Raw genomic sequence first — 25,525 nt, forward strand, 5'->3', positions numbered from 1 at the left:
ATCAGGGCGGGGTCAGCGGTAGCAGTCCTTGACCTCGCTGGGCCCGCTGTACGTCGATTCGGTGCCATAGACGATGCGGTTCGCTCCGCCGTGAACGGGCGCGTCCAGCTTGATGGTGACGTTCCTGTCGCGGTCGTCCACGCCGGAGGTGCTCCGGACGCGGCCCACCTGCTTGTCACCCGCGAACGCGACCGCATACAGCCGCGTTTCTCCCCTCTGGTGGTCGTGCACGGTCGCGGTCACTGTGACCGACTGGTTGTGGAACGTGGCGCGCACCGAGGTGGCACCGCTCTGGGGGGTGCCCACACTGGGGCAGTTCTTCGCAGCCACGGCCGCGGCCGCCGCCTGCGGGGCCGCCGCGGCAGCGGGGAGCACCGGAACGGTACCGGCCGCGAGAACGGCGACGGCCGAGACGGCGAGCAGACCGAGCCTGTCCTTGACGATCATGATCGAGCTCCTTTCACGCATGACGACGTACCCGTGTCATGGAGGGGTGGGATGCGCGGGCTCACTGCCGTGGGGTCCGGTACGACCGCCTGGCGGGCCCTGCTGCCAAAACTGTGGGGGCCGGCGGGGCCCGGCGCCAGTCATGATCCGTATCCTCTTCCCGTGGGGCGTGGAATACGGCTGTGAGCTGGGGAAACGTCGACGGTCGGAAGACGGCCGACGAGCCGGGACGGCGCGCGCGGCGCACTTGCGGAGAGCACGGTGCATCTCTGAGCCGGGTGATACGGGTGGCGCTGGGGTGTTCCGACCCGGTGACTCACCCAAGATCCTTGGGGTGAAGGACACCACCGCAGCGAAACGACCCCACGGCCCACGTCGCGCCCGTCGACGGATCACCCCGACCCGCCGGCTCCGCCTCCTGCTCCTGCTGCCCCTGGCGGCGGCCGCCTCGGTGGCCCCGGTCCAGGCCGCCCCGGCCGCCCTGCCCGGCGGGAAGCCCAACTTCGTCGTCGCCACCGGCAAGATGCACGACGTGGTCGGGCGCAAGCCGTACGACAACTGGGTCCAGCTCGGCTGGTACCGCTTCGACGCGGCGAAGGGGCAGGTCGCGGCCGAGACCTTCGTATGGAGCCAGAACGGCTCCGCCGAGCAGCGGAAGCGGGAGACCACCACGGTCGAACCCGATCGGTCGTGCAGTGGGGGACCGGGCAAGGTGACCCCCTGCGAGGTCCTGACGGCACACGGGTACTTCACCAGGAAGAGCAAGCCGCCGGTCCAACGCGTCGGCGGCTACGCCCTGAGGTCCGAGGGCGGCACCGAGTACGTCGACATCCGCTGGCCGCGAGGCCACACGGAGACCTGGTCCGTCCATGAGATGCCGGGACTCGCCCGCCTCGAATGGGAGGCGTCCAACAACTCGACCGCCGGTTACGCATACGGCAGTGCGGCCCCGATCAGCGAGCGGCGGCCGATGGAGACGGTCCAGAAGCACGCCTCGGTGCCGTATGTGAGCACCGTCTGGGAGAAGGACGAGGCCCGAGAGGAGACACAGCCCGGGACGTTTCGCCCCGGGCTGTACACGCACTGTCGAAGCAGCACATGGTGCCTGACGAGCTTCCAGGCGAAGAGCGACAATGCCTGCCGACCGGAAACCGGTTGCCGCGAGGACCGCAAGGTGACCTCGATCGAGTACTACCTCGCCCGGATCAACGGCGGGGACCGCCGCGACACCCTGTGGCACTGGTGCAGTTGTCTGACCCCGCGCGGCACCTGCTACCAGGGCAACTCCCACATCAAGCCCATGCTGCAGATCATCGACGACAACAACCGGTTTCGGGGCTACGTCGGTGCCGAGGCATCCTTCTACCCGGGCAACAGGGACGTCCACCGTCGCCAGGACATGCTCGGAGTGTTCCGTTTCGCGGAGCCCTCTCTGGCCGGGCGGTAGGACGGGAGCGCACGGTGCCGAGGGAGACCGAGCAAGGGCCGGGCCCGGAGGACTTCGGGCGCGTGATGCGGCGGCTCCGGGAAGCGGCGTCGATGTCGCTGAGCGAGCTGGCGAAGGCGTCGCAGTACAGCAAGAGCCATCTGTCGAACATCGAGAACGGCCGCAAGCGCCCCCACCGCGGACTCGCGGAACGCGTCGACGCCGTACTGGGCGGCAAGGGTGAGCTGATCCGGCTGTGCGACGGTCCCGCGAGACCCGGACCGAGGCCGGGGCCCTGCCCGTACCGAGGGCTGGCCGCCTTCGAACAGGGGGACCGGCGCTGGTTCTTCGGGCGGGACAGGGCCACCGAGGTCCTGGTGGACCGGGTGGCGGGAACGGCCCGCGACGGCGGCGGGCCGGTGATGCTGTTCGGCGCGTCGGGAGCGGGCAAGTCCTCGCTGCTCCGCGCCGGACTGCTGCACGCCGTGGACACCGGGGCCCTGGGCGGCCCGGACGCCGCCGATGGACCGTCACCTCGCGTCGGGGTTCTGGTCACACCGACCGCCAGGCCGTTCGACACTCTCGCCGCGGCCCTCGCCACGCCGCTGGGGCGGGACGAGCCGGAACTCGCCCGGGCCCTGCGTGACGGAACCCCGCTGCCCGCTTCCGCAGCCCATGTGCTGCTGGTCGTGGACCAGCTGGAGGAGGTCTTCACGCTCTGCGCCGACGACGGCGAGCGGGGCGCCTACCTCGACGCGCTGTGCCGTATGCCGCTTGTCGTACTCGCCGTGCGTGCCGACTTCTTCGCGGCCTGCCTCACCCACGCCGGACTCGCCGCCGCCGTACGGCACCCCGTCGCGCTCGGACCGATGACCCGCGCCGAACTGGAGTCGAGCGTCACCGGTCCGGCGGCACTCGCCGGGGTGGAATGCGAGCCCGGCCTCCTCGAAGCCCTGCTGCACGACCTCGACCCCGGCGGACACGGCTACGACCCCGGCGCCCTGCCCCTGCTCTCCCACGCCCTGTACGCCACCTGGCACAACCGCACAGGACGGCGGCTGACCCTGGCCGGCTATCGCGGGACCGGCGGCATCCGCAGGGCGGTGGCGGAGACCGCCGAGCGCACCTACCTGGACCTCACCCCCGACCAACGGGCCGCGGCCCGGCGGCTGATGCTGAGTCTGGTCCAGGTCGGTGACGAGGGCGCCGACACCCGCCGCAGAACACAGCGCGACCATCTCGCCCCGGGACCGGACACCGACACAGCCCTGGACGCGTTCACCCGGGCGAGACTTCTCACCGTCGACGTCGGGCGGGGCCCGGGGCGCGGGGCCACGGTGGAGATCACCCACGAGGCGCTGCTACGGGCCTGGCCCCGCCTGGCCGGTTGGATCGACACCGACCGGGCCGGAATCCGCGCCCATCAGCGTCTGGCCGAGGCGGCCCGGGCCTGGGCGGCGGCCGGTCGTTCTCCCGAACTCCTCCTCCAGGCGGCCCCACTGGCCCTCGTCGTCCAATGGGCGACCGATCATCCGGGGCAGGCCGAGCCACTGGAGGAGGAGTACCTGTCGGCGAGCGTGCGGGAGTCGCGGCGGGGTCTGCGCCGGTTGCGTCATCTGCTCGGTGGGCTGGCCGTGATCACCGTCCTTGCCCTGCTCGCGGCGTTCATCGCCCACCGGCAATCCGCCCGGGCCGACCGGGAGGCGACCGCTTCCCGGATCGCCACCATGGCCGAGCGGGCCGCGGTACTGCGCGCCACCGATCCCGCCTTCGCCGCCGACCTCGCGGCAGCCGCGTATCGGCTGGACCGTGCCGATCCGACGGGCCGAGCAGCGGTCGTCGCCACCACCGCGCTGCCCTTTCCGACCCGTCTGACGGGGATCGGCCGCCAGGTCTCCGCCTTCGCCTTCGGCCCGGGAGGCCTCATGGCGGCGGGTTCACACCAAGGTCTGATCCGACTCTGGCGCGATTCCATCGACCGGCCCCGGGCCGCGACCACCCACCGTCTGCCCGGCCGCTCCCGGCAGATCTACGGGCTCGCCCTCACCCCCGACGGCCGCCGGCTGATCGTCGCCGACACCCGGGAAGTGCGCGTCTGGCGTCTGCGGAGCGACGGCCTCACCCCGGGCCGGCGACTCCACCGCGGTTCGGGGACCCTCGACCTGGAACTCGCCCCCGACGGACACACCCTCGCGGCGGCCTGCGACGACGGCACCCTGCGGCTGTGGGACCTGGCCGACCCGGAGCGACCGCGCGGGCCGACCGAACTCCCGGCGCGCGCGGGGAAGCTGCACGCGGTGTCCCTCAACGCGGACGCCTCGCGTGTCACCGTCGGCGGAAACGACGGGAAGGCGGTGATCTGGTCCCGTACCTCGACGCCCCTGACCTATGCCCGAACGGACACCGAGGCCTTCTACGACCATGTCACGGACACCGAGGACGGCGACCACGCCACGGAGGGTCGCGACAGCGGCTCGGCCGCCGAGGACCTCGACCCTGTCTCGGTGACCGAGTCCGTGCTCTCCTCCGATGGACGCCGACTGGCCGTGGGGCTGTCCGACGGGTCGGTGTGGGTGTGCCGGCTGGACGGCCGAGGCCGCTGCCCGGCGCCCGTTCGAGCCCCGGACGCGGGCAGACACGCGGCCGGAATGGCCTTCTCGCCCGATGACCGGCTGCTCGCCGTCGCCGCCAGTGACAGCCGACTGGTGCTGCGCGACCCCGCCGACGGCGCCGTTCTGTTGTCCCTGCCGCACCCGACCCCGCTGCAGTCCATGGCATTCGCCCCTGACGGCCGCCGCCTGCTCGTCGGGGCGAGCGAGGGCGGGACCGCCCACGTCTGGCGTCTACCGCTCCCCATACTGCTCGGGCACCACCTCATGGTCACCGACGTGGCGACCCACCTCGGACGCGGACTCACCGCGACGGTCTCCCGGGATGCCACGGCCCGGCTGTGGCACACCCGCCACCCTCGGACACCGTCGCCCCCGACAGTGCTGCGGCATGCCGCGCCCCTCACCGCCGTCGCGATCGACCCCACCGGTCGTCTCCTGGCAACCGGCACCGCGACGGGAGCCGTCCACCTCTGGGATATCACCCGCCCCACGGCCCCCCGAGAGCTCCAACAGCCGCGTGAACAGCGCGAAAGCGTCACAGCCCTCGCCTTCGGCGGCCCGCGTGGAACCCTGCTCGCCGCCGCCTCCACCGACGACACCACCGTCGTGTGGAACGTCGACCGGGACCAGGAGGAGACGCGGACGCCGGAGAAGGGCAGGCCGGGGCAGGGAAAGCCTCACAAGGGCAAGCCGGACAAGGGGAAGCCGGAGAAGACGGAGCAGAGGGGACCGTCCGTCCGGCTGACCCTCCGACTGAGGCTTCACGATCACGACTCCTACGGCGTCAACGACGTGGCCTTCCACGCCGCCGGGCGCCTGCTCGCCACGGCACACGGCGACCGGACCGTACGCGTCTGGGACCTCGCCCACCGAGCCACCGGCACGGTACGCACACCGCTGGAGAGGATCGCAGGACACGAGGGGATCGTGACCACCGTGGCGTTCGGCGGGGCCGACGGGACCCTGCTCGCCTCGGGCAGCCAGGACAACACCGTCCGCCTCTGGCACGTCGATCCCGTCCGCCACCCCGCGCGGCGGGTACAGCTCAAGGGCGCCCCGCACACGGCGTTCCTCAGCTCGGTGCAGTTCAGCGGGGACAACCGCATCCTGATGAGCGCGGCCGAGGACGGCACACTGGCCCGCTGGGACCTCACCCGGCCGACGCCCGCACCGTCCGAACAACTGCGCGGTCTGGGCGAGTACCTCTCGGCCGCCACGCTGGGCGATGACACCGGCCGGCACATCTGGACGGCCGTCGGCACGGTCGTACGCGGCTGGAGCGTGCATCCGGCCGAGGCGGACCGTCACACCTGCGAGCTACTGGGTTCCCCCGCCACCCCGGCCCAACGCGTCCGGCACCTCGCGGGCATGGCCGGGGTGGCACTCTGCCGTGACTGACCCGAGGCGGGAGATCCCCCCGGTGTCGGTCAGCGCGGAGCCGCGGTGGAGCCGGGAATGCCGTAGGGCAGCTGTGCCGCGATCTCGGGCGGCAACTCTTCCAGTGCGTCGACGACTTCGGACACCCGCTTGGCGTACTCGGGATACGTGGCGCGGTAGCCACGCAGCCGCGCGAGCGGAGCCAGCGCCCCGAAGAGCAGCTTCTGCACGGCTCGGGGCGGTGTGGCGAAGCGGCTGGTGTCGTCGAACTCCAGGGCGAACAGGGCGGATTGGAGCAGATGCGGGCGCCCCTTCGCATCCGTCTTGCCGTCAGCGGCGAAGAAGAAGAGGTGCCTGATCATCTCTTCGAATCTGGGACTGCCTTCTACCTCCAGGATCGCGTAGGAAGGTTGATCGCTGTGGTGTAGCCATTGCTCGCATCGGCGTGTTGCCTGATCACCGCCCGCTCTTGGCCAGGGTCACCACGCAGTGGTGCCGTCACGGTCGAAGAACCCACCGGTCGGCCCGTCCGGGCCGATGGTCGCCAGCCGTACGATCGCGTCGGTGCCCTCGGTCACCGACTGGAAGCCCTGGCCGCCCGTGAAGTCGGTGCTGGTGTAGCCGGGATCGACCGCGTTGACCCGCATATCGCTCAAATCGAACGAGTAATAGGTCGTGATCATGTTCAGCGCCGCCTTCGACGTGGGATAGCCCATGCTCGGGGGCCGCATGCCCATCCATTCGCGTCCGCTGACTCCGGAGATACCGGCGTTGTTCACGAGCACGTCCAATCGCCCCGCACGCGCCTTCACCGCCTCGGCGGCAGCGGCCGCCGAGGCGTCCGAGGTCACATCGAGGGGGACGAACTCCACATCCAGGCCGTCCTTGGCCAGTTCGGCGGCTGCCTCCGTGCCGCGTGCCATGTCCCGGGCGGCGAGGAACACCCGCCACCCCATCGTCGCGAGGCGCCGCACGGTCTCACGGCCCAGCCCTTTGTTCGCCCCGGTCACCAGGGCGGTCGTTGTCGCTGTCATGCCGACAGCGTCGCGCTCGCAAATGCCGCCCGCCAGGGCCGCCTGGGCATGGGACGGGCGGTACCACCCCGAGACCATACCCCTGCGGCATCATCAGGGCATGGACAGAGCCGAGTTGGCCGCGGTGCTGCGCACCGCGCGGGCGCGGGTGAAACCCTCCGATGTCGGCCTCCCGGCCGGTTTGCGCCGGCAGGTACCGGGGCTGCGCCGAGAGGAGGTCGCCCAACTGGCCGGTCTCAGCGTCGACTACGTGGTCCGGCTCGAACAGGGCCGCGGCCCCAGACCCTCAAGCCAGGTACTCCGCGCGCTGACCCAGGCGCTGCGGCTCGGCGATGACGACAGGGACCTGGTGTTCCGGCTCGCGGGCACCGAGCCGCCCCAGGCCGGACGTGTGCCGATGCTGGTCCGTTCCAGCGTCTTACGGCTGCTGGACCGGATGTCGGACCTGCCCGCCCTGGTCCTGTCGGTCAAGTCCGACATCCTCGCCTGGAATCCCCTCGCCGCCGCGCTCTTCGGGGACTTCAGCGAATTGCCTCCCGCACAGCGCAACATCATCCGGCAGCGTTTCCTCGGCACCGGACCCGGCCGGATGATCCTCGCCCCGGAGGAGCACGACACCGCGGCCGCCGAGTGCGTCGGCTGCCTGCGCGCCGCTCAGGCCCAGTACCCCCACGACCCCGACCTCGGGCGACTCATCACCGAACTGCGGGCGCACAACAGACGGTTCGACGACCTGTGGCGGGCCGGGCGCGCGGGACGGCGCCATCCCACCACCCTGACCGTCCACCACCCGGAACTCGGTCGTCTCACACTGGACTGCGACACCCTCCTGGTACCGGAGGGCGACCAGAGTCTCGTCGTCTATTCGGCCGCGCCCGGTACGCCCGAGGCCTCGCAGCTCGATCTGCTCCGTGTCACCGGCATCGAGCGATTCACCGCTGCGCCGGGCTCGCCGCGCACACCGTTCGAGACCAGATGACTTCCGAGGGCGATCCGGGGGTGGCGGAGGGTTGTCCAGCGGCCCTCGCGTCACCCTGAACAATTCCTCGACAGCAGGTCAGCGGGCATGAGCACGGGAAACCTTCGACTGTCCCGCCTGCCGGCCTTTTCCCTCGATCTAGGGTCCGGCCTATGAACAAGCGCACCAACGGGCTCGCCTGGCTGGCGACCGCACTCCTCGTCACCACCGGCGGGTGTTCCGCTCTGCCCGACAGCGACGCGAAGTCCCCGGCCGGGGACGGCGGCGACCGACCGGGCCATGCCGTCCCGCACACCGCCGATCCGGCGTCCGTCGTCGGCCTGCGCATCGTCCGTGACGGCAGCGAGGACTCCGACTGCCGCTGGGCCACCAGCTATCCGGCCGTACCGGGTGCCGATCCGCTCAGCGCCGCACTGAAGGCGGACATCGACAACCGGATGGGAACATCCTCCGACGGCACGACGGACGCCGCCGGCGCCGGGTGTGTGCCGGTGAACATCAGTTATGACCTGCTGGTGGCCTCTGGGGACGTGGTCGGTGTGCGGCTGAGCACGCTGGACTACGGAGCGGCCGGCGATGGTACCGGCACCCGTGCCTACTGGTACGACGGCAAGACGGGGAAGACCCGGAAGCCGACCGCCCTCATCGACGAGGACTCCTTCGACGCCTTCGTCGACGCGCTGAAGGACGGGCTGAAGGGGCGGGAAGGTGTCTCCACCAGTGACCTCGACAGCACCTTCGAGGACTACCCCGACACGCTCGACGATTTCTTCTTCACCGACAACGGCGACCTGGTCGCGGAGTTCGACCGTGGTCAGGTGGGTGTCCCGACGGGTGGCCGCCAGCAGGCCGTGATCCCGGCCGAGGAGGCCACCTCCCTGCTGTCCGACTTCGGACGCCGTGTCCAGCGGCAGACCACCGACCCGTCCGGCGAACTCGCCCTCGGCGTGGACCCGGAGCCCCTGCCCCTGCCCAAGGCACCGCCCCCGGCGGACTCCGACGTCGACTGCGCACAGGCCAAGTGCGTCGCCCTCACCTTCGACGACGGCCCCGGCCCGGACACCGCCCGTCTCCTGGACACACTCTCGGCAGGCGACGCGCACGCCACCTTCTTCGTCGTCGGCCAGAACGCCGCAGCCCACCCCGACCTGCTGCGCGCCATGGCGGACGCCGGGCACGAGATCGGCAACCACTCCTGGAACCACGCCGACCTCACCCAGCCCGATGTCTCGGTGTCCGACCAGATCTCCCGCACCAACGCCGCCATCAAGGCCGCCACCGGTGCCGGTCCCACCCTGATGCGACCGCCGTACGGAGCGCTCAACGACCAGGTGAAGAAGGCGGCGGGCCTGCCGATCGTGCTGTGGAACGTCGACACGCTGGACTGGAAGAACCGCGACAGCGCCAAGGTCGCCGACGCCGCGCTGGGCGCCGTCGAAGCGGGCGACATCGTGTTGATGCATGACATCCACGCCACCTCCGTCGACGCCGTGCCCAGCATCCTGAACACCCTCACATCACAGGGCTTCCACTTCGTCACGGTCAGCCGACTGCTCGCCGACCGCAAGCTCACCCCCGGGACGACGTACACCAGCCGGTGAACCGAATGGCTCGGTTCACCGGCTGAGCAGCGGTCACTTGATCAGTTCACCGGCCGGCCGGCGATCACTTGACGGTGAGATAGGCGTTGTGGATCGTTCCGGCGTAGGTGTTGCCCTCGGTGTCGGCCAGGCTGGCCTGGAAGGACACGGTGCCGGGCTTCGCCGGATGGGTGAGGGTGACGGACCGTTTGCCGGACGCGTCGGTGCGGACGGTGACGGGGCGTCAGGTGCGTCCGCCGTCGTAGGAGACCTTCACGGCCAGGGACTTGAGATGTCCCTTGGCGGCGGCCGGGCCGTGCACCGTGACCGGGACCACCGTCTTCTTCCCCGCCTTGGCCGTGGCGGTCGCCGTCAGGCTCAGCTTGGGCGCGAAGCGGACGACGGAGAGCGGGAAGGGCCGCGCGGGGCCGGCCGGGTCCACGTACCGCGAGGTGAAGGTCCAGGTCGCGGTGACCTTGTCGCTCACTTTGAAGTCACGCAGGCTGCGCCGCTGTTCGTGGGTCAGCGTGAACTTGGTCTTCTCCTTGGGCAGACCGCTCAGCACGCCGAAGTTGCAGGGATCTTGTGCCACGTCGAAGTAGGTCTTGCCGCCGCCGGTGAGCACGGCCTTCTGCTCGCCCAGCTCTTGGTGGACGTAATGCCCTTCGGAGAGCAGCGAGTTGCACAGGGCGTAGTCGTTGCCCGAGCGGCGGCCGCCGATCCAGTAGGCACCATCCGAGACGTGCGGGCCGTGGACGGCCTTGTTGTACGTCTCGCGGTAGGTCCTGCCCGGCTTGTAGCGCCTGAAGTCCACATCGCTGATCACGGTGTACGCCTTGGGACCGTCGGTCTGGAGAAGGCTCATACCGAGGTTCCAGCGCAGGCCCTGGTCCGCGGACAGGTAGACCACCGCCCGGTCGGTCGGCACCTTGACCTCCGGGCCCGAAGTGCCCCCGTCGAGGTACGTCAGCTGCGGGAAGCCCGGCGTCTCCCAGAGGTTGCCGAGCAGGGCGATGGAGTTCTTGGCGGTGGCGCCGATCGCCATGTCGACCCTGGCCAGGGAGGACCGAGTGGCCGTGTGCGTGAGCCCGTTGAAGAACGATCCCTTGCGGCTGACCACGATGTGGTACTGCGGTTTCCCGTTGCCCGCCGCGGACCGGACGCTGGTGGCCTGGGCCATGAAACTGTTCTTCGGCGCGCTCGGGCCGACCTGGGCGAAAGTGGTGCCGGAGGCCGATGTGCCCCTGGCGTAGTCGTACGCCCTCTGGCTTCCGTTGGAGGCGAACCGCACGAGCGCGTTGTTGTAGGGGACCTCGGGCGCGAGGCCCTTGATATTGATCTTCTTGCCCTTGCGCAGGTCGAAGACGAGGGTGGTGTCCTTGGTGACGGACACCTCGGGTGCGACCTGCAGCGAGTAGTGCTCGGGCCCGTCCACGATGTAGTCGTCCACTACGTAGCGCCCCTTGGGCACCCGTGTGGTCACCTGGTAGTCGCCGTCGGTGTCACGGTCGTAGGGATACCGCCGCTTGTCGGAGAACTTCGGGACCACGGTGGCCTCGGCGTAGGCCGGGGCCTTGCCGGCCAAGCCTATGGACTTGACGGTGAGGTTGTACGACTCGACCTCGCGGACGACGAGTACCGGGGTGCGGACGACGGTGTGGCCGTCGGCCGAGGTGGCCGTCACCGCGCCGGAGTGCGCACCGTCCGCCGCGTCGACGCGGGTGTCCGCGGTGGCCGTCGCGGTGGCGGTGCCGCCCGCCGGGACGGTGAGCGTGGCCGGGGAGACGGTGAACATGCCCGCCGTACCGCTCGTGGTGAGGTTCAGGGTGACCGGTTCGGTGCCGGTGTTGCGGTAGGTGAGGTTCTTGACGGCCGGGGCGTCGTCGTGGTGCGGCCAGAGCTGGGTGCCGAAGTCGAGGGACGGCGGGTCGGCGGCGACGCTCTGGGTGATGGCGCGGGTCAGGTCGACACGGCCGGAGCCCTGCTCGTACGCCGTCAGACCGGCGCCGGGCTTGACCGAGCCCATCAGCGCGGCCTTGAGACGCTCGCCGGTCCAGTCCGGGTGCTGCTGGGCGAGGATGGCCGCGGCCCCGGCGGCGTGCGGGGCGGCCATCGAGGTGCCGGACAGCTTGACATACCCCTCGGTGCCCGCGTCCCCGCCGATCTCGCCATGCTTGGCCTTGGCGGCGACGACGTCCACACCGGGCGCGGAGATGTCGGGCTTCATCCCGTCGTCGGCCGTGGGGCCCCGGCTGGAGAACGGGGCCAGCTTGTCGTCGCGGTCCACGGCGGCCACGGTGAGCGCGGCGGCGGCGCTGCCCGGTGTGCCGAGGGTCTGCTCCTTGGGGCCCTCGTTGCCCGCCGAGACGGCGAACAGCACTCCCTTGGACGCCGACAGCTCGTTCACCGCCTGTTCCACCGGGTCGGTGCCGTAGAGGTCGTCAGCGCCCAGACTCATGTTGACGACCTTGGCGCCCTGGTCGATCGCCCACTGCATCGCCGCGATGATGCCGGAGTCCGAGCCGTAACCGTCGTCGCCCAGCACCTTGCCGTTGAGCAGCCGGGCGCCGGGCGCCACCCCTGTGTACCGGCCGTCGGACGCGGCGCCGGAGCCGACGATGGTGGACGCCACATGGGTGCCGTGTCCGAAGTAGTCGTCGGTGTCACGGGAGTTGGTGAAGTTCTTGGAGTCGACGACCCTGTCCTTCAGGTCCGGGTGGGTCGTGTCGACACCGGTGTCCAGGACGGCCACCTTGACGCCCCTGCCGTCCCAGCCGGCCTTCCAGGCGTCGGGGGCGCCGATCTGGACGGTGCCCGTGTCGTCGCCGGGCGGACCGGCCGCGGTCTGCGGATCGGCCTTGACCCTGCCGTCGAGCCAGACATGGTCCACGCCGGGCGCCGTGGTCAACGCGCTCTTGGACCGGGTACCCGGATCGGTGAGCGCCCGCCAGATCTCCGCCGCGTCCTTCCGCCCGGCGGTCAGCGACTGGCCGCGCACGGCGGGCAGTTCGCGCCGTATGTCGGCGTCCGCCGCCCTCAGCGCCCGCTCGGCACCGGCGCGCTGCTTCCGGTCGCCCTGGTAGGTGACGATCAGCGGCAGCCCCTTGCGGTGCTCGTCGCTGTAGCCGTCCGCCATGAGCTGGGTGATGTCGAACAGGCGGCGGTCCAGTCTGCCGCTGTTCAGCAGCCCGATCGCGTCCGCCGGGACGACCAGGGTGTGCCCGCCCGCCACCTGCGTCGTGTAGTTGATGCCGTCGCGGCCCTCGCCCCGCCGCACACCGACGACCCGGCCGTCGCGGTCCACACCGACGGTGTCACCGGTGATCAGCGTGATGTGGGCGGCGGCCCGCTCCGTACCGGCCGGGGGGCCGGCCGCCGGGCTCGGTGCGGCGGCGGACGGGGTGGCGGTGCCGGCGAGGCCGGTCATCACCAGCAGCGCGGCGGTGCCGTAGGCGACTGCTCTGCCGCGTCCGGGCATTAACTGTCTGTTCCGGTTCTCTGAAGGGTGCGTCGAACGATGGCGCAAGGGAGTGCCTCTCTCCTGTTCCCGGTTCGTGGGGGTGACGGCGTGTCACCTGACCGAGGGAGAGTTTTGGCGGCCGGCGCGTTGGTCAGTACCCCTTGGGGCCTCTGAACAATTCCGTTGCGGCAGAGGTCAGTTGGGGTAGAAGTGGCACCGGTTGACGTGAGTTCCCGTCCTCTCACACGACCAGTGAAAGGAGCAGCCCGGTGGGACGACGCGAGAAGCCGGTGGACCCCGACGCCGGTCCGGTACAACGGCTCGCCCACGACCTGCGGGTCCTCCGCGAGACCGCCGGGAAGCCCACGTACCGCGCGATGGCGGGGCGGACCCGGTACTCGGTGAGCGCGCTGTCCCAGGCCGCGGCCGGGGAACAACTCCCCTCGCTGGCACTGGTCCTGGCGTACGTGGAGGCGCTGGACGCGGACCCGGGGGAGTGGGAGGAGCGCTGGCGGCAGGCGCACCGAGCCGCCGCGCGCTCCGGCCGGGACGGGGAGGCCGCACCACCGTACCGGGGGCTGGCCCGGTACGAACCGGGCGACCGGGACCTGTTCTTCGGCCGGGACAACCTGGTCGGCGCCCTGTGGGCACTGGTACGGGAGCACCGGTTCGCCGCGGTCGTCGGACCATCGGGGAGCGGGAAGTCCTCACTGCTGCGGGCCGGGCTGATACCCCGGCTCCAGCACGCCCCGGACACCGACAGACCGGCCGTGATCCGGGTCCTGACCCCGGGAGGACGACCGGTGCGGACCCACACGGCGGCGCTCACGCCCCAGGACGCCGAGCGGGACACCTGGGTCATCGTCGACCAGTTCGAGGAACTCTTCACCCTGTGCCAGGACAGCGGGGAACGGGACCGCTTCCTGGATCTTCTGCTCACGGCCCGGTACCCCGGGAGCCGGCTGCGGGTCGTCGTCGCGGTCCGCGCGGACTTCTACGGACACTGCGCCGCCCACCGCGAACTGGCGGACGCCCTCAGCCGGGCCGGTCTGCTGGTCGGCCCGATGGACCCGGCCGAGCTGCGGGAGGTGATCACCGGACCGGCCGCAGCCGCGGGCCTGAGCGTGGAACACGCGCTGACCGCCAGGATCGTCGACGAGGTCACCGGCCGGCCCGGCGCGCTGCCACTGCTCTCGCACGCCCTGCTGGAGACCTGGCGGCACCGCCGGGGCCGGACGCTGACCACGACCGCGTACGAGGAGGCGGGCGGGGTGCACGGGGCGCTCACCGCCACGGCCGAGCACGCCTACGCCGAACTGACCCCGGCCCAGGCCCGTATCGCCCGCCGCGTCCTGCTGCGCCTGATCGCCCCGGGCCGGGGCACCGCCGACACACGCCGCCCGGCGGCACGCGCCGAACTGGACGCGACCGAGGCACCGGGGCACGGCCGGGACGTCACCGTCGTCGTCGAACTCCTCGCCGCCGCCCGCCTGATCACCCTGGACGACGGCACCGTGGAACTGGCCCACGAGGCACTGATCAGCGGCTGGCCCCGGCTGCGCGACTGGATCGAGGAGGACCGCGAGCGGCTGCGCGAGCGGCACCGGCTCTCGGAGGCCGCCCGCGCCTGGGAGGAACTGGGCCAAGATCCCGGAGCCCTGTACCGGGGAACCCGGCTCAGCGTGGCCGAGGAACTGTTCGCGGCACCGGACAGCGCCGCTGGGGCCGCCGGGACTGCCGTGCCGGACCGGGCCGCTGGGGCTGCTGGGGTCGCCAGGACTGCCGGTACCGAAGGGACTGCCGGGGCTGCCGGGGCCGCCATGCTGGACCGGGCCGCCGGGGCCGCCGGGGCTGACGGGGTCGCCGTGCCGGACCGAGCCGCCGGGACTGCCGGGACCATCGGGGCAGCCGGGACTGCCAGGGCCGCCGGGACCGCCGGGAACACGGAGGACGACGACCTGACGCGCTCGGAGCGGGCCTTCCTCACCGCCGCGCTGGCCGCCCGTGACGCCGAACGGGCCGCCGCCGCCCGTACCGCGAGGAGGTTCCGCGCCCTCAGCGGCGCTCTCTCCGCGATCCTCGTCCTCGCCCTCGCGGCCGGTCTGCTCGCCTGGCAGCAGAACCGGACGAGCGAGCGGGAGCGCGCCAAGGCCGCGGCCCGCCGCATCGTGACGGTCGCCGACAGCCTGCGCTCCTCCGACCCCCGCACCGCCACGCTGCTCGATCTCGCCGCCTGGCGGATCGCCCCGCTGACCGAGACCCGTGCTGCGCTGCTCGGCGCTCTGGTCCAGCCGGAGCGGGACACCTTCACCGATCCCGAGACCGGCCCTGACGCGCTGCGGTACCTCACCGGCCATGGCCGCAGCCTGATCAGCGTCGCGGGCGGACGGACCGTCCTGCGGGACGTGACCGGTCACCGCCCCGCCGTCCCGGTCCGGCTGCCCAAGGGCACGCAGGTGACGGACGTCAGCCCGGACGGCGGAACCCTCCTCCTCACGGGCGGGGACGGCGACCGGCTGTGGGACCTGTCGTCGGGCGGGGCGGCCGTCCACCCGGGCGCCCTGCGCGACGCCGTGCCCCTCGACTTCGGCGCCGACGGGCGCAGCTATGTCCTCGGCACCTCGCCCACCGAGGGACGGCAGGGCCGGATACAACTGCGCGAGCTGGGGGAGGACAAAGCCCTCTTCGAGATACCGGTGCCGACGCCGGGTGACACGGCACAGGCCGCTGTCGGCGCGGCCGGCCGGCTGATGGCCGTCTGTTTCTCGGACGGCCCGCTCCAGGTGTGGGACACCGCGCGGCGTGAACGCCTTCGGGGACCGTGGGACAACTCCTCGCGGGACGGCACCTCGCCGCGCGGCACCTGCGGGGCCGGCGCCTACCCGCTCCGGTTCAGCCCCGACGGCAGGCTGCTGGCCGTGGTGTCGGAAACCAGGATTCGGCTCTGGGACATCCCCCGGGCACGACTCCTCACCGACCTGGAAAGCGCCGGCGACACCGGTCCGGCGTACGTCGACTTCTCACCGGACGGGGCATTCCTGGCGACGGCCGACGACGAGGAACTCGACGTGTGGCGCTTGACGTCACCCGCTGTCCGGGCCTTCCGGCACCCGCTGGCCGGCGAAGCGGTGCACGGCCTCGCGTGGGACCCCGGGCCGGGCAGGGTGCTGCGCTTCCTCGTCGGGGCCACCGTCCACACGTACGATCTCGGCGCCGGCCTCACACCCCGTTGGCAGAGTTCGCCGGCGGAGTCGTCGGTACTCGGCCCGGACGGCACCGTCCTCGCCACCGCCGACCGCGCCGGTGCCACCCGCTGGGCACTGCGCTCCACTCGCACCGGCGCGGTCCTCGCCGAGGGGCCCGCACCGCCCGCGGCCGCGAAGGAACCCGCCCCCGACGCACCCCTCCCGCTGGTGGCGTTCAGCCCGGACGGCCGGGCACTCGCGATCAGCGAACCCCCGTACCCACCCGATTCCGGGCGGCAGCGGGTCACCGTATGGGACGTGACGCACAACAGGGCACGGGCTTCGGCAGACCTCCCGACGACGGAGGAAGGTATGCCCGTCGCCCTCGCACTCGGCCCGGACGGCCGCACCCTGCTGGTCGCGGTCGCCGGGCACGACGACGGTGTGGTGGAGGTCTGGGACGTCCGATCCGGCCGCTTCCACAGGACGGGCACGGTTGCGGGCCTTCCCGGCGCGACGCTCGCCGTACGGCCCGACGGGCGGCTGCTCGCGGGGGCGGCGGACCGGTTCGCCAGGCTGCCGTCCGGTCCCGTCACCGGCCGCGCGCTCAGTGCGGGCAGAGTGGTGAACGCGCTGGCGTTCAGCCCCGACAGCACACGGCTCGCGGCCGGCGACTCCTTGGGCCGGGTCACGTTGTGGGACGGCGATGTGCGACGCCCCGCAGGGGTCCTGGCCGGTACCTCCACCACCGTGTTCCACGAGCCCCCGGAGGCCGTGACCGCGCTCGCCTTCTCACCGGACGGCCGCACCCTCGCCGTGGGCGGCGGCCACGGCACCCTCCAGCTCTGGGACACCGCCTCCCGGCAACTCCTCGCCCAACTGCCCACCCCGGGCGAGGAGATCAGGTCCCTCGCCTTCGCCCGGGACGGCCGCACGGTGTACGCCGGCAGCTGGCACGCTCCGCTCCAGAGCCACACCATCGACCCGGAACGGGCCGCCACCCGGATCTGCGACCGCACCGGCTCCACCGGCCTCACCAGGGCCCAGTGGACGTCGTACCTCCCGGATGTCCCCTACCGCAGGATCTGCGGCAAGGACCTCGCCGGCGCGTAACGTGACGCGGCATGAAGATTCTCATCAGCGCCGACATGGAGGGCGCGACCGGTGTCACCTGGCCGGCCGATGTACTGCCGGGCACACCGCAGTGGGAGCGGTGCCGCTCGATGTTCACCTCGGACGTGAACGCCGCCGTGCTCGGGTTCTTCGACGGCGGCGCGGACGAGGTGCTGATCAACGAGGCGCACTGGACGATGCGCAATCTGCTGTTGGAACGGTTGGACGAGCGGGCGCAGATGCTCACCGGGCGGCACAAGGCGCTGTCCATGGTCGAGGGGGTCCAGCACGGGGACGTGGACGGCATCGCGTTCGTCGGCTACCACGCCGGGGCGGGAATGGAGGGGGTGCTCGCGCACACGTATCTCGCGAACTCCATCACCGGGGTGTGGGTCGACGACGAGCGGGCAAGCGAAGGGCTGCTGAACGCCCATGTCGTCGCCGAGTACGGCGTGCCCGTCGTGCTGGTCACCGGTGACGACGTGGCCTGCGAGGACGCGTTGGGGTACGCGCCCGAGGCGCTGAAGGTGGCCGTCAAGGACCATGTGTCGCGGTACGCGGCGGTGTGCCGCACACCCGCCCGTACGGCCGCCGACATCCGCGCGGCGGCGAAGGAGGCCGCCTCGCTCGCGGTGCGTCATGAACCGGTCAGGGGCGGGCCGTTCACCGTCGCCCTGGAGTTCGACGCGGAGCATCTGGCGATGGCCGCGACGGTCGTGCCCGGTGTGGCGCGTATCGGTGAACGCAAGGTGGCGTACACCAGCCCGACCATGTACGAGGGAATCCGTACGTTCAAGGCGGTCACCACGATCGTCTCGGCCGCGGTGGAGGAGACTTATGGCTGAGCAGACGGCACAGACGGCACCCCTGCGGGCGGAACCCGTGGATCAGCGGACCCTGGACGAGGTGGTCCGCTTCACCTCCGACCTCATCCGCGTCGACACCACCAACCGCGGCGGCGGGGACTGCCGGGAGCGGCCCGCCGCCGAGTACGCCGCCGCGCTGCTCGCCGAGGCAGGGCTGGAGCCCACGCTGCTGGAGCGCACCGAGGGCCGTACGAACGTCGTCGCGCGGATCGAGGGCACCGACCCCTCGGCCGACGCACTGCTCGTCCACGGCCATCTGGACGTGGTGCCGGCCCGGGCGGAGGAGTGGAGCGTGCACCCGTTCTCCGGGGAGATCCGCGACGGGGTGGTGTGGGGCCGGGGCGCGGTCGACATGAAGGACATGGACGCGATGATCCTCGCGGTCGTACGGCACTGGGCGCGCGAAGGCCTGCGGCCCCGCCGGGACCTCGTGATCGCGTTCACCGCCGACGAGGAGGCGAGCGCCGAGGACGGCTCGGGGTTCCTCGCCGACGAGCACCCCGACCTCTTCGAGGGCTGCACCGAAGGCATCAGCGAGGCGGGCGCGTTCACCTTCCACGACGGGGCCGGACGGCAGATCTACCCGATCGCGGCGGGGGAGCGCGGCACCGGCTGGCTCAAGCTCACCGCCCGGGGCCGGGCCGGGCACGGCTCCAAGCCGAACCGCGCCAACGCGGTGACCCGGCTGGCGGCGGCCATCACCCGGATCGGCGACCACGAGTGGCCCGTACGGCTCACCCCGACCGTACGCGCGGCCCTCACCGAACTGGCCGCGCTGTACGGCATCGAGAGCGACCTCGACGACCCCCAGGGCCTCGACCGCCTCCTCGACAAGCTCGGCCCGGCCGCCGCCCTGGTCGAGGCGACCGTACGGGGCAGCGCCAACCCGACGATGCTGGAGGCCGGTTACAAGGTCAATGTGATCCCCGGGGAGGCCGTCGCGTATGTGGACGGCCGCTATCTGCCCGGCGGCGAGGAGGAGTTCAGACAGACCCTCGACCGGCTCACCGGGCCGGACGTGGAGTGGGAGTACCACCACCGCGAGGTCGCCCTCCAGTCGCCGGTCGACTCGCCGACGTTCGCGCGGATGCGGGCCGCCGTCGAGGAGTTCGCGCCCGAGGGCCATGTGGTGCCGTACTGCATGCCCGGCGGCACGGACGCCAAGCAGTTCTCCCGGCTCGGCATCACCGGTTACGGCTTCTCCCCGCTGAGGCTCCCTCAGGGTTTCGACTACGCGGCCATGTTCCACGGCGTCGACGAACGCGTCCCCGTCGAGGCACTTCACTTCGGTGTTCGGGTGCTCGACCGTTTCCTGCGGTCGGCCTAGGGACAGGAACACGGGGGACGACAGGAAGTGGGGAACAAGGTGCAGACCCTGGCGTACGGTTCGTGGCCCTCGCCGATCGACGCGTCGCTCGCGGCGGCACACGACGGCCACCCCGAGTTCGTGGGCTTCGTGGGCGACGAGGCGTGGTGGACCGAGCCACGCCCCACCGAGGGCGGACGGCGCACCCTCGTACGACGGCGGGCCGACGGCACGGAGGAGTCGGTCCTGCCGGCGCCGTGGAACGTGCGCAGCCGGGTCATCGAGTACGGCGGCCTGCCCTGGGCCGGTGCGATGCGGGACGACGGCCCCCTCGTGGTGTTCGTGAACTTCGCCGACCAGCGCCTCTACCGCCATGAGCCCGGCGGAGAGCCGCGCCCCCTCACCCCCGAGTCGCCGGTGGGCGGCGGGCTGCGCTGGGTCGACCCCCGGCTCCACCCCGAGCGGGGCGAAGTCTGGTGCGTACTGGAGGAGTTCACGGGCGAGGGACCCACCGACGTACGACGGGTCGTCGCCGCCGTACCGCTGGACGGCTCGGCCGCCGAGGACCGCGCCGCCGTACGCGAACTCACCGACGCCGACCGCCGTTTCGTGACCGGCCCCCGGCTGTCGCCCGACGGGAAACGCGCGGCCTGGCTGGCCTGGGACCATCCGAGGATGCCCTGGGACGGCACCGAGCTGATCGTCGCCGAGGTCGCCGCCGACGGCACCCTCCGTGACGCCCGGACCGTCGAGGGCGGCCCGGACGAGTCGATCGCCCAGGCCGAATGGGACGCCGACGGCGCGTTGGTCTTCGCCGGCGACCGCACCGGCTACTGGAACCTCTACCGCCGCGACCCCGACGGCACGCGTACGGCCCTGTGCGCCCGCGAGGAGGAGTTCGGCGGGCCGCTGTGGAAGATCGGCTGGCGCTGGTTCGCGCTGCTGGACGACGGGACGATCGCCGTCGTCCACGGCCGGGGCGCCACCGCCCTCGGCATCCTCGACCCGGAGACCGGCCAGGTCATGGACACGGCCGGCCCCTGGACCGAGTTCGCCCCCACCCTCGCCGTGCACGGCGGCCGGGTCCTCGCCATCGGCGCCAGCCCGCGCAGCGCCTACGAGGTGGTCGAACTGGACGCGGGCAGCGGCGAGGCCCGGGTGATCGGCGCCGCGCACGACGACCCGGTGGACCCCGCGTACTACCCGGAACCCCAGATCCGCACCTTCCTCGGCCCCGCCGGACGCGAGATCCACGCGCACATCTACCCGCCGCACCACCCCGACCACGTCGCCCCCGGCACCGAACTGCCGCCGTACATCGTCTGGGCCCACGGCGGACCCACCAGCCGGGCGCCCCTCGTCCTCGACCTGGCCATCGCCTACTTCACCTCGCGCGGCATCGGCGTCGCCGAGGTCAACTACGGGGGGTCCGCCGGCTACGGGCGCGAGTACCGCAACCGGCTGCGGGAGCAGTGGGGTGTCGTCGACGTCGAGGACTGCGCGGCCGTCGCGCACGCCCTCGCCGACGAGGGCACCGCCGACCGCACCAGACTCGCCATCCGGGGCGGCAGCGCGGGCGGCTGGACCTCGGCGGTCTCCCTCACCACCACCGATGTCTACGCCTGCGGAACGATCCTGTACCCGATCCTCGACCTCACGAACTGGGGATCGGGGGAAACGCACGACTTCGAATCCCAGTATCTGGAGAGCCTGGTCGGCCCGCTGGCCGAGGTGCCGATGCGGTACGCGGAGCGGTCGCCCGCCGAGCACGCCGACCGGATCACCGCGCCGTTCCTGCTGTTGCAGGGCCTCGACGACGTGATCTGTCCGCCCACGCAGTGCGAACGGTTCCTGGCCAGGATGGAGGGCCGGAAGGTGCCGTACGCGTACATCGCCTTCGAGGGGGAGGGGCACGGATTCCGGCGTGCGGAGACGATGGTGAGGGTCCTGGAGGCCGAGCTGTCGCTGTACGCGCAGGTCTTCGGGTTGAATCCTCCGGGAATCCCTACCTTGGAGCTCACCAAGTGACCACGACACCCTCGCACCCCCGTCCCACCGTGGCCGCCCTGACCCGGCCCGCCCGGCTCACCCCCGGCGCCCGTGTGGCCGTCGTCGCGCCCAGCGGGCCCGTGCCCGAGGAGCGGCTCAGCGCGGGGCTGGACATTCTGCGCGGCTGGGACCTGGACCCCGTCGTCGGACCGCACACGCTGGACCGGCACCCCGGCTTCGACTACCTCGCGGGTACGGACGCCGACCGGGCCGCCGACTTCCAGGCCGCCTGGTGCGACCCGTCCGTGGACGCGGTGCTGTGCGCACGCGGCGGCTACGGCGTGCAGCGGATGGTCGACCTCCTCGACTGGGACGCGATCCGGGCGGCACGGCCCAAGCCGCTGATCGGCTTCAGCGACATCACCGCCCTCCACGAGGCCTTCGCCGTGCGCGCCGGGCTGGTCACCCTGCACGGTCCGATGGCCGCCGGGGTCGACTTCCTCAAGAACGGCAGGGCCCAGGACCATCTGAAGGCCACCCTCTTCGACCCCGAGTCCGTACGGACGATCACTGCGGGCGAAGGAAGCGCCGCCCTGGTCCCGGGGCGCGCCCGAGGCGTGGTCATCGGCGGCTGCCTCTGCCTCCTCGCCGCCGAAGCGGGCGGCCCGCACGCCCGCCGCTCCGCCCGGGGCGCCCTGCTCTGCCTGGAGGACGTCGGCGAGGAGACCTACCGTCTCGACCGCTATCTCACCCAGCTCCTCCGGGCCGGCTGGCTCGACGGCGTCGCCGGAATCCTCCTCGGCTCATGGGCCCAGTGCGACCCGTACGAAGAGGTGCGCGCGCTGCTCGTCGACCGTCTCGGTCACCTCGGAGTGCCCATGGTGGAGGAGTTCGGTTTCGGGCACGGCGAGGGCGCCCTGACCATCCCGTTCGGGGTGGAGGCCGAACTCGACGCGGAGGAGGGCACCTTGACCCTGGACGAGCCGGCGCTGCGCTGACGCCGGGCCGATCACCGAACCCTCCGCCGGGCGTCGTCGGCCCGTGATCGAACCGTCCACCGGGCGTGGTCCGCCCGCGAGGTCCATGCTGGTGGTATGAGTCCGAAGACGACGGCGACGGACAGGGGCAGGGGCAGGGGCAGGGCGCGGGGGCGTCAGGCGTGGGGCGATCTGCTGACGCCCGGCAGGGCCACCTTCGGTGTGCTCGCGGTGCTCGGTCTTGTCTTCATCTTCGAGAACACCCGGAGCACGGAGATCAGACTGCTGATCCCCGAGGTCACCATGCCGCTGTGGCTGGCCCTGCTCGGCACGGCGGTCATCGGGGCGCTGTGCGGGGCGTACTTCATGAAGCGGCGCCGGTGACATCGGCGCGGACGTAGTGTGGCCGGATGTCGGAGAACGTGCGCTATCTCGCCGAGGGCCCGCGCGTGGGCATACGGCCTTTCACACTTGAGGACGGCGCCGAGTTCACCGCGCGGGCGCGCGAGAGCAAGGCGCTGCACCAGCCGTGGCTGTTCCCGCCGGTCACACCGGTCGCCTACGCCGCGTACGCGGGGCGGCTGATCGAGGACCCGACGAAGGCCGGGTTCCTGGTGTGCGAACTGGACGACGGGGGCATCGCCGGGTTCATCAACATCAACAACATCGTCGAGGGCGGCTTCCAGTGCGGCGCCCTCGGCTACGGTGCCTTCGCGCACGCCGCCGGGCGGGGGCTGATGGCGGAGGGCCTCGGACTCGTCGTCGACCACGCCTTCGGGGCGATGGGGCTGCACCGGCTGGAGATCAATGTGCAGCCGGGCAACGCCGCCTCCATCGCGCTGGCCCGCACATGCGGGTTCCGGCTGGAGGGGTTCTCGCCGGACTTCCTGTTCATCGACGGGGCCTGGCGGGACCACCAGCGCTGGGCGCTCACGGCGGAGATGCGGGGACCTCGGACGTCGAGGTGAGCGGCGGCCGGGGCGTGGAGGTGACAGCACGCGCCGCGCGACCGCCGAAGCCGGTCCCCGTCCGGGGTCACCCGGTCGTGCGGCGGTCCGCGTACTCGTAGACCGAGCCGTCCGGGTGGACCGCGATCAGATTGCGGCCCACCGGGGTCGGCACCGGGCCCGCCAGGACGCGGGCGCCGGAGTCGGTGAGGACCTGGTGCGCCTCGTCGACGTCCTTGACCGCGATGGTGGCGGTGACCTTCCGCAGGACCTCCAGCTCGGCCTCCGGACCGCTCATCAGCAGGAAGCAGCCGACGGCGGCGACCTGGACACCACCGCGCTCGAAGCGCATCGCCGGCCCGCCCGAGAGTCTCTCGTAGAACGGGACCGCGGCCTCCAGGTCCTCGACGCAGATACGGAGCGTGGTTCCGAGAATCTCCATGTGTACGAGCCTAGTTGGGGCCGGCACCGGAAGAGATCGTTTCGACGGGTTCGGGATGGTCGGATCGTGAGGAGATGCGGCGTTACGGGGGCGGGGGCCCGGGTACCCGGCGGCCATGGACCGTTTGGATCATCTGGAACACCTGGACAAGGGGCTGGTGGACGAGCTGGCGCTGGTGGCACGGGAGACCGTGCGGGACGAGCTGCGGCAGCAGACCCGTAGGCAGCGCCGTACGGCCGCGCTGTACGCCGCGTCCGGTGCCGTCGCCCTGTACGCGGGCGCCGCCCTGGCGCTCACCCTCGGACTGCTGCTCGCGCTGGGCCTGCCCGACTGGGCCGCCGCGCTGATCACCGCCGTGGTGCTCGGTGTGGTCGCCTATGCCCTGAGGGGCGCGGCGCGGCCCTCGGCGACCCGGCCCACCCCTGAACGCGAGGCGGAGACGGCGGCGGGGCACGCGCGGACGGCCGGTGGTACGGCCGGCTCTGCCGGTACGGCGCCGGGGATGCCGCCGGGTGCGACGGCACCGACCGGGTATCCGCCGGTGCCCCCCGTCGCCCCCGGTGGGATCGGTGCGCCGGGCGGAACCGGGCCCGGGAGCGCCGGTGGGACCCCGCCGTCCGGTGCCGACCCCGAGGCACCGCACCACCGGGCGCGGTGAGCGATGGACAGGGCCATGGGGTCGCACCGCCGCAGGGTCGTGGTGGTGACCGGGGCCAGCGGAGGCGTCGGTCGGGCCACGGCCCTGGCGTTCGCCGCCCGCGGTGACCGGGTCGCGTTGCTCGCGCGGGGGCGTGAGGGGCTCGCGGCGGCGGCCGACGAGGTGGAACGCGCCGGGGGCGAGGCGCTCGTCGTCCCCGTCGACGTGGCCGACGCCAAAGCGGTCGAGGACGCGGCGCAGCAGGTCGTCGACGCCTTCGGACACATCGACGTCTGGGTCAACAACGCGTTTGCCGGGATCTTCGCGCCGTTCGTCGACATCTCTCCCGACGAGTTCCGGCGGGTCACCGAAGTGACGTACCTCGGCTATGTGTTCGGGACGCGCGCGGCGCTGCGGCATATGCTGCCGGGCGACCGCGGCACGATCGTCCAGGTCGGCTCGGCGCTCGCGTATCGCGGGATTCCGCTGCAGTCCGCGTATTGCGGGGCCAAGCACGCCATCCAGGGCTTCAACGAGGCGTTGCGGTGCGAGTTGTTGCACCAGGGTTCGCGGGTGCGGACGACGATGGTGCAGCTGCCGGCCGTCAACACGCCCCAGTTCGACTGGGTGTTGAGCCGACTGCCGGGGCGGGCGCGGCCCGTCGCCCCCGTCTACCAGCCGGAGGTCGCGGCCCGCGCGATCGTCCACGCGGCCGGGCACGGGCGGCGCCGGGAGTACTGGGTGGGCGGACCGACGGTTGCGACACTGCTCGTGAACGCGCTGGTGCCGGGCCTGATCGACCGGTACCTGGCCCGCACGGCGTTCGAGTCCCAGCGGGACAAGTCCCAGCAGGACAAGGGGGGCCGACAGGCATGGGTGTCCTACCACGGCTATGACGGCCAGGGGAATCTGTGGAGCCCCGCGGACGGGCCCCATGGGCGTGACTTCGGGGCGCATGGCCGTTTCGACGCGGAGGCACTGCCGATGAGCCGCCAGCAGTGGGCCTCCCGCAACCGGAACCGCGTCGGCGCGGGCTTGCTGCTCGGAGGGCTGGCCGCCGCGACGACCGCCGGACTGCGCCGCCTGGGCCGGTCGCCTTCGCGGCGGGAAGAGGGCCGACGGAGGAAATAGCCTTGTGGAGGGCGGAC

18 protein-coding genes are annotated in these 25,525 nt (G+C 72.1%); 13 read left to right on the forward strand and 5 right to left on the reverse strand.

All coding sequences use genetic code 11. From position 1 onward, the window contains the following. Positions 1 to 12: 12 nt before the first annotated feature. The gene (locus tag ACWD4G_RS26890; RefSeq protein WP_451297682.1) at positions 13 to 447 is read right to left on the reverse strand and encodes a hypothetical protein; all 435 of its coding nucleotides are present in this window, start codon (positions 445 to 447) and stop codon (positions 13 to 15) included. 334 nt (positions 448 to 781) lie between these two features. Between ACWD4G_RS26890 and ACWD4G_RS26895 the strand changes: the two genes are divergently transcribed. Together ACWD4G_RS26895 and ACWD4G_RS26900 are read left to right on the forward strand one after the other, a co-directional pair. Further along, entirely contained in the window at positions 782 to 1,894 is a 1,113-nt protein-coding gene (locus tag ACWD4G_RS26895) for a hypothetical protein (protein WP_451297684.1), read from the forward strand. A 14-nt stretch (positions 1,895 to 1,908) separates the two neighbouring features. Further along, complete coding sequence (locus tag ACWD4G_RS26900; RefSeq protein ID WP_451297686.1) at positions 1,909 to 5,883, forward strand: nSTAND1 domain-containing NTPase; 3,975 nt, start codon at positions 1,909 to 1,911, stop codon at positions 5,881 to 5,883. A 29-nt stretch (positions 5,884 to 5,912) separates the two neighbouring features. Here ACWD4G_RS26900 and ACWD4G_RS26905 read toward each other — a convergent pair whose 3' ends face one another. Together ACWD4G_RS26905 and ACWD4G_RS26910 are read right to left on the reverse strand one after the other, a co-directional pair. After that, the gene (locus ACWD4G_RS26905; RefSeq protein WP_451297688.1) at positions 5,913 to 6,224 is read right to left on the reverse strand and encodes a hypothetical protein; all 312 of its coding nucleotides are present in this window, start codon (positions 6,222 to 6,224) and stop codon (positions 5,913 to 5,915) included. Between the two features lie 117 nt (positions 6,225 to 6,341). After that, complete coding sequence (locus tag ACWD4G_RS26910; protein WP_451297690.1) at positions 6,342 to 6,896, reverse strand: SDR family NAD(P)-dependent oxidoreductase; 555 nt, start codon at positions 6,894 to 6,896, stop codon at positions 6,342 to 6,344. 100 nt (positions 6,897 to 6,996) lie between these two features. On the opposite strand from ACWD4G_RS26910, the gene ACWD4G_RS26915 reads away from it, so the two are divergent. Continuing rightward, the gene (locus ACWD4G_RS26915; protein WP_451297692.1) at positions 6,997 to 7,875 is read left to right on the forward strand and encodes a helix-turn-helix transcriptional regulator; all 879 of its coding nucleotides are present in this window, start codon (positions 6,997 to 6,999) and stop codon (positions 7,873 to 7,875) included. 152 nt (positions 7,876 to 8,027) lie between these two features. Then, on the forward strand, positions 8,028 to 9,476 hold the full coding sequence (locus ACWD4G_RS26920) for a polysaccharide deacetylase family protein (RefSeq protein ID WP_451297694.1): 1,449 nt from the start codon (positions 8,028 to 8,030) through the stop codon (positions 9,474 to 9,476). Between the two features lie 223 nt (positions 9,477 to 9,699). On the opposite strand, the gene ACWD4G_RS26925 is transcribed toward ACWD4G_RS26920, so the two are convergent. After that, the gene (locus ACWD4G_RS26925) at positions 9,700 to 12,933 is read right to left on the reverse strand and encodes a S8 family peptidase (RefSeq protein WP_451297696.1); all 3,234 of its coding nucleotides are present in this window, start codon (positions 12,931 to 12,933) and stop codon (positions 9,700 to 9,702) included. A gap of 251 nt (positions 12,934 to 13,184) precedes the next feature. On the opposite strand from ACWD4G_RS26925, the gene ACWD4G_RS26930 reads away from it, so the two are divergent. From ACWD4G_RS26930 to ACWD4G_RS26960, 7 genes are all read left to right on the forward strand, one after another. Continuing rightward, on the forward strand, positions 13,185 to 17,213 hold the full coding sequence (locus ACWD4G_RS26930) for an nSTAND1 domain-containing NTPase (protein ID WP_451297698.1): 4,029 nt from the start codon (positions 13,185 to 13,187) through the stop codon (positions 17,211 to 17,213). 11 nt (positions 17,214 to 17,224) lie between these two features. Beyond that, a complete protein-coding gene (locus tag ACWD4G_RS26935) occupies positions 17,225 to 18,058 on the forward strand; it encodes a M55 family metallopeptidase (protein ID WP_451297700.1) in 834 nt (277 codons plus the stop codon). Next, a complete protein-coding gene (locus tag ACWD4G_RS26940) occupies positions 18,051 to 19,406 on the forward strand; it encodes a M20/M25/M40 family metallo-hydrolase (RefSeq protein WP_451297702.1) in 1,356 nt (451 codons plus the stop codon). Before ACWD4G_RS26935 ends, ACWD4G_RS26940 begins: the two co-directional genes overlap by 8 nt. Positions 19,407 to 19,433: 27 nt before the next feature. Then, entirely contained in the window at positions 19,434 to 21,413 is a 1,980-nt protein-coding gene (locus tag ACWD4G_RS26945) for an LpqB family beta-propeller domain-containing protein (protein ID WP_451297704.1), read from the forward strand. Positions 21,414 to 21,442: 29 nt separating this feature from the next. After that, positions 21,443 to 22,372 (forward strand): S66 peptidase family protein, encoded by a 930-nt coding sequence (locus ACWD4G_RS26950; RefSeq protein ID WP_451297773.1) that lies wholly within the window; start codon positions 21,443 to 21,445, stop codon positions 22,370 to 22,372. A 96-nt stretch (positions 22,373 to 22,468) separates the two neighbouring features. Next, positions 22,469 to 22,735, forward strand: a complete 267-nt coding sequence (locus ACWD4G_RS26955; protein ID WP_451297706.1) for a DUF1049 domain-containing protein — start codon at positions 22,469 to 22,471, stop codon at positions 22,733 to 22,735. A gap of 26 nt (positions 22,736 to 22,761) precedes the next feature. Then, complete coding sequence (locus ACWD4G_RS26960) at positions 22,762 to 23,319, forward strand: GNAT family N-acetyltransferase (RefSeq protein WP_451297708.1); 558 nt, start codon at positions 22,762 to 22,764, stop codon at positions 23,317 to 23,319. A 67-nt stretch (positions 23,320 to 23,386) separates the two neighbouring features. Here ACWD4G_RS26960 and ACWD4G_RS26965 read toward each other — a convergent pair whose 3' ends face one another. Continuing rightward, entirely contained in the window at positions 23,387 to 23,740 is a 354-nt protein-coding gene (locus ACWD4G_RS26965; protein ID WP_451297710.1) for a VOC family protein, read from the reverse strand. Positions 23,741 to 23,855: 115 nt separating this feature from the next. Between ACWD4G_RS26965 and ACWD4G_RS26970 the strand changes: the two genes are divergently transcribed. Continuing rightward, positions 23,856 to 24,398 carry a phage holin family protein gene (locus ACWD4G_RS26970; protein WP_451297712.1) on the forward strand — a complete coding sequence of 181 codons (543 nt, stop codon included), beginning with the start codon at positions 23,856 to 23,858 and terminating at the stop codon, positions 24,396 to 24,398. Positions 24,399 to 24,413: 15 nt separating this feature from the next. Next, positions 24,414 to 25,508 carry an SDR family oxidoreductase gene (locus tag ACWD4G_RS26975; protein WP_451297715.1) on the forward strand — a complete coding sequence of 365 codons (1,095 nt, stop codon included), beginning with the start codon at positions 24,414 to 24,416 and terminating at the stop codon, positions 25,506 to 25,508. Positions 25,509 to 25,525 lie beyond the last annotated feature (17 nt).

The sequence above is a fragment of the Streptomyces sp. NPDC002643 genome, assembly GCF_053592555.1.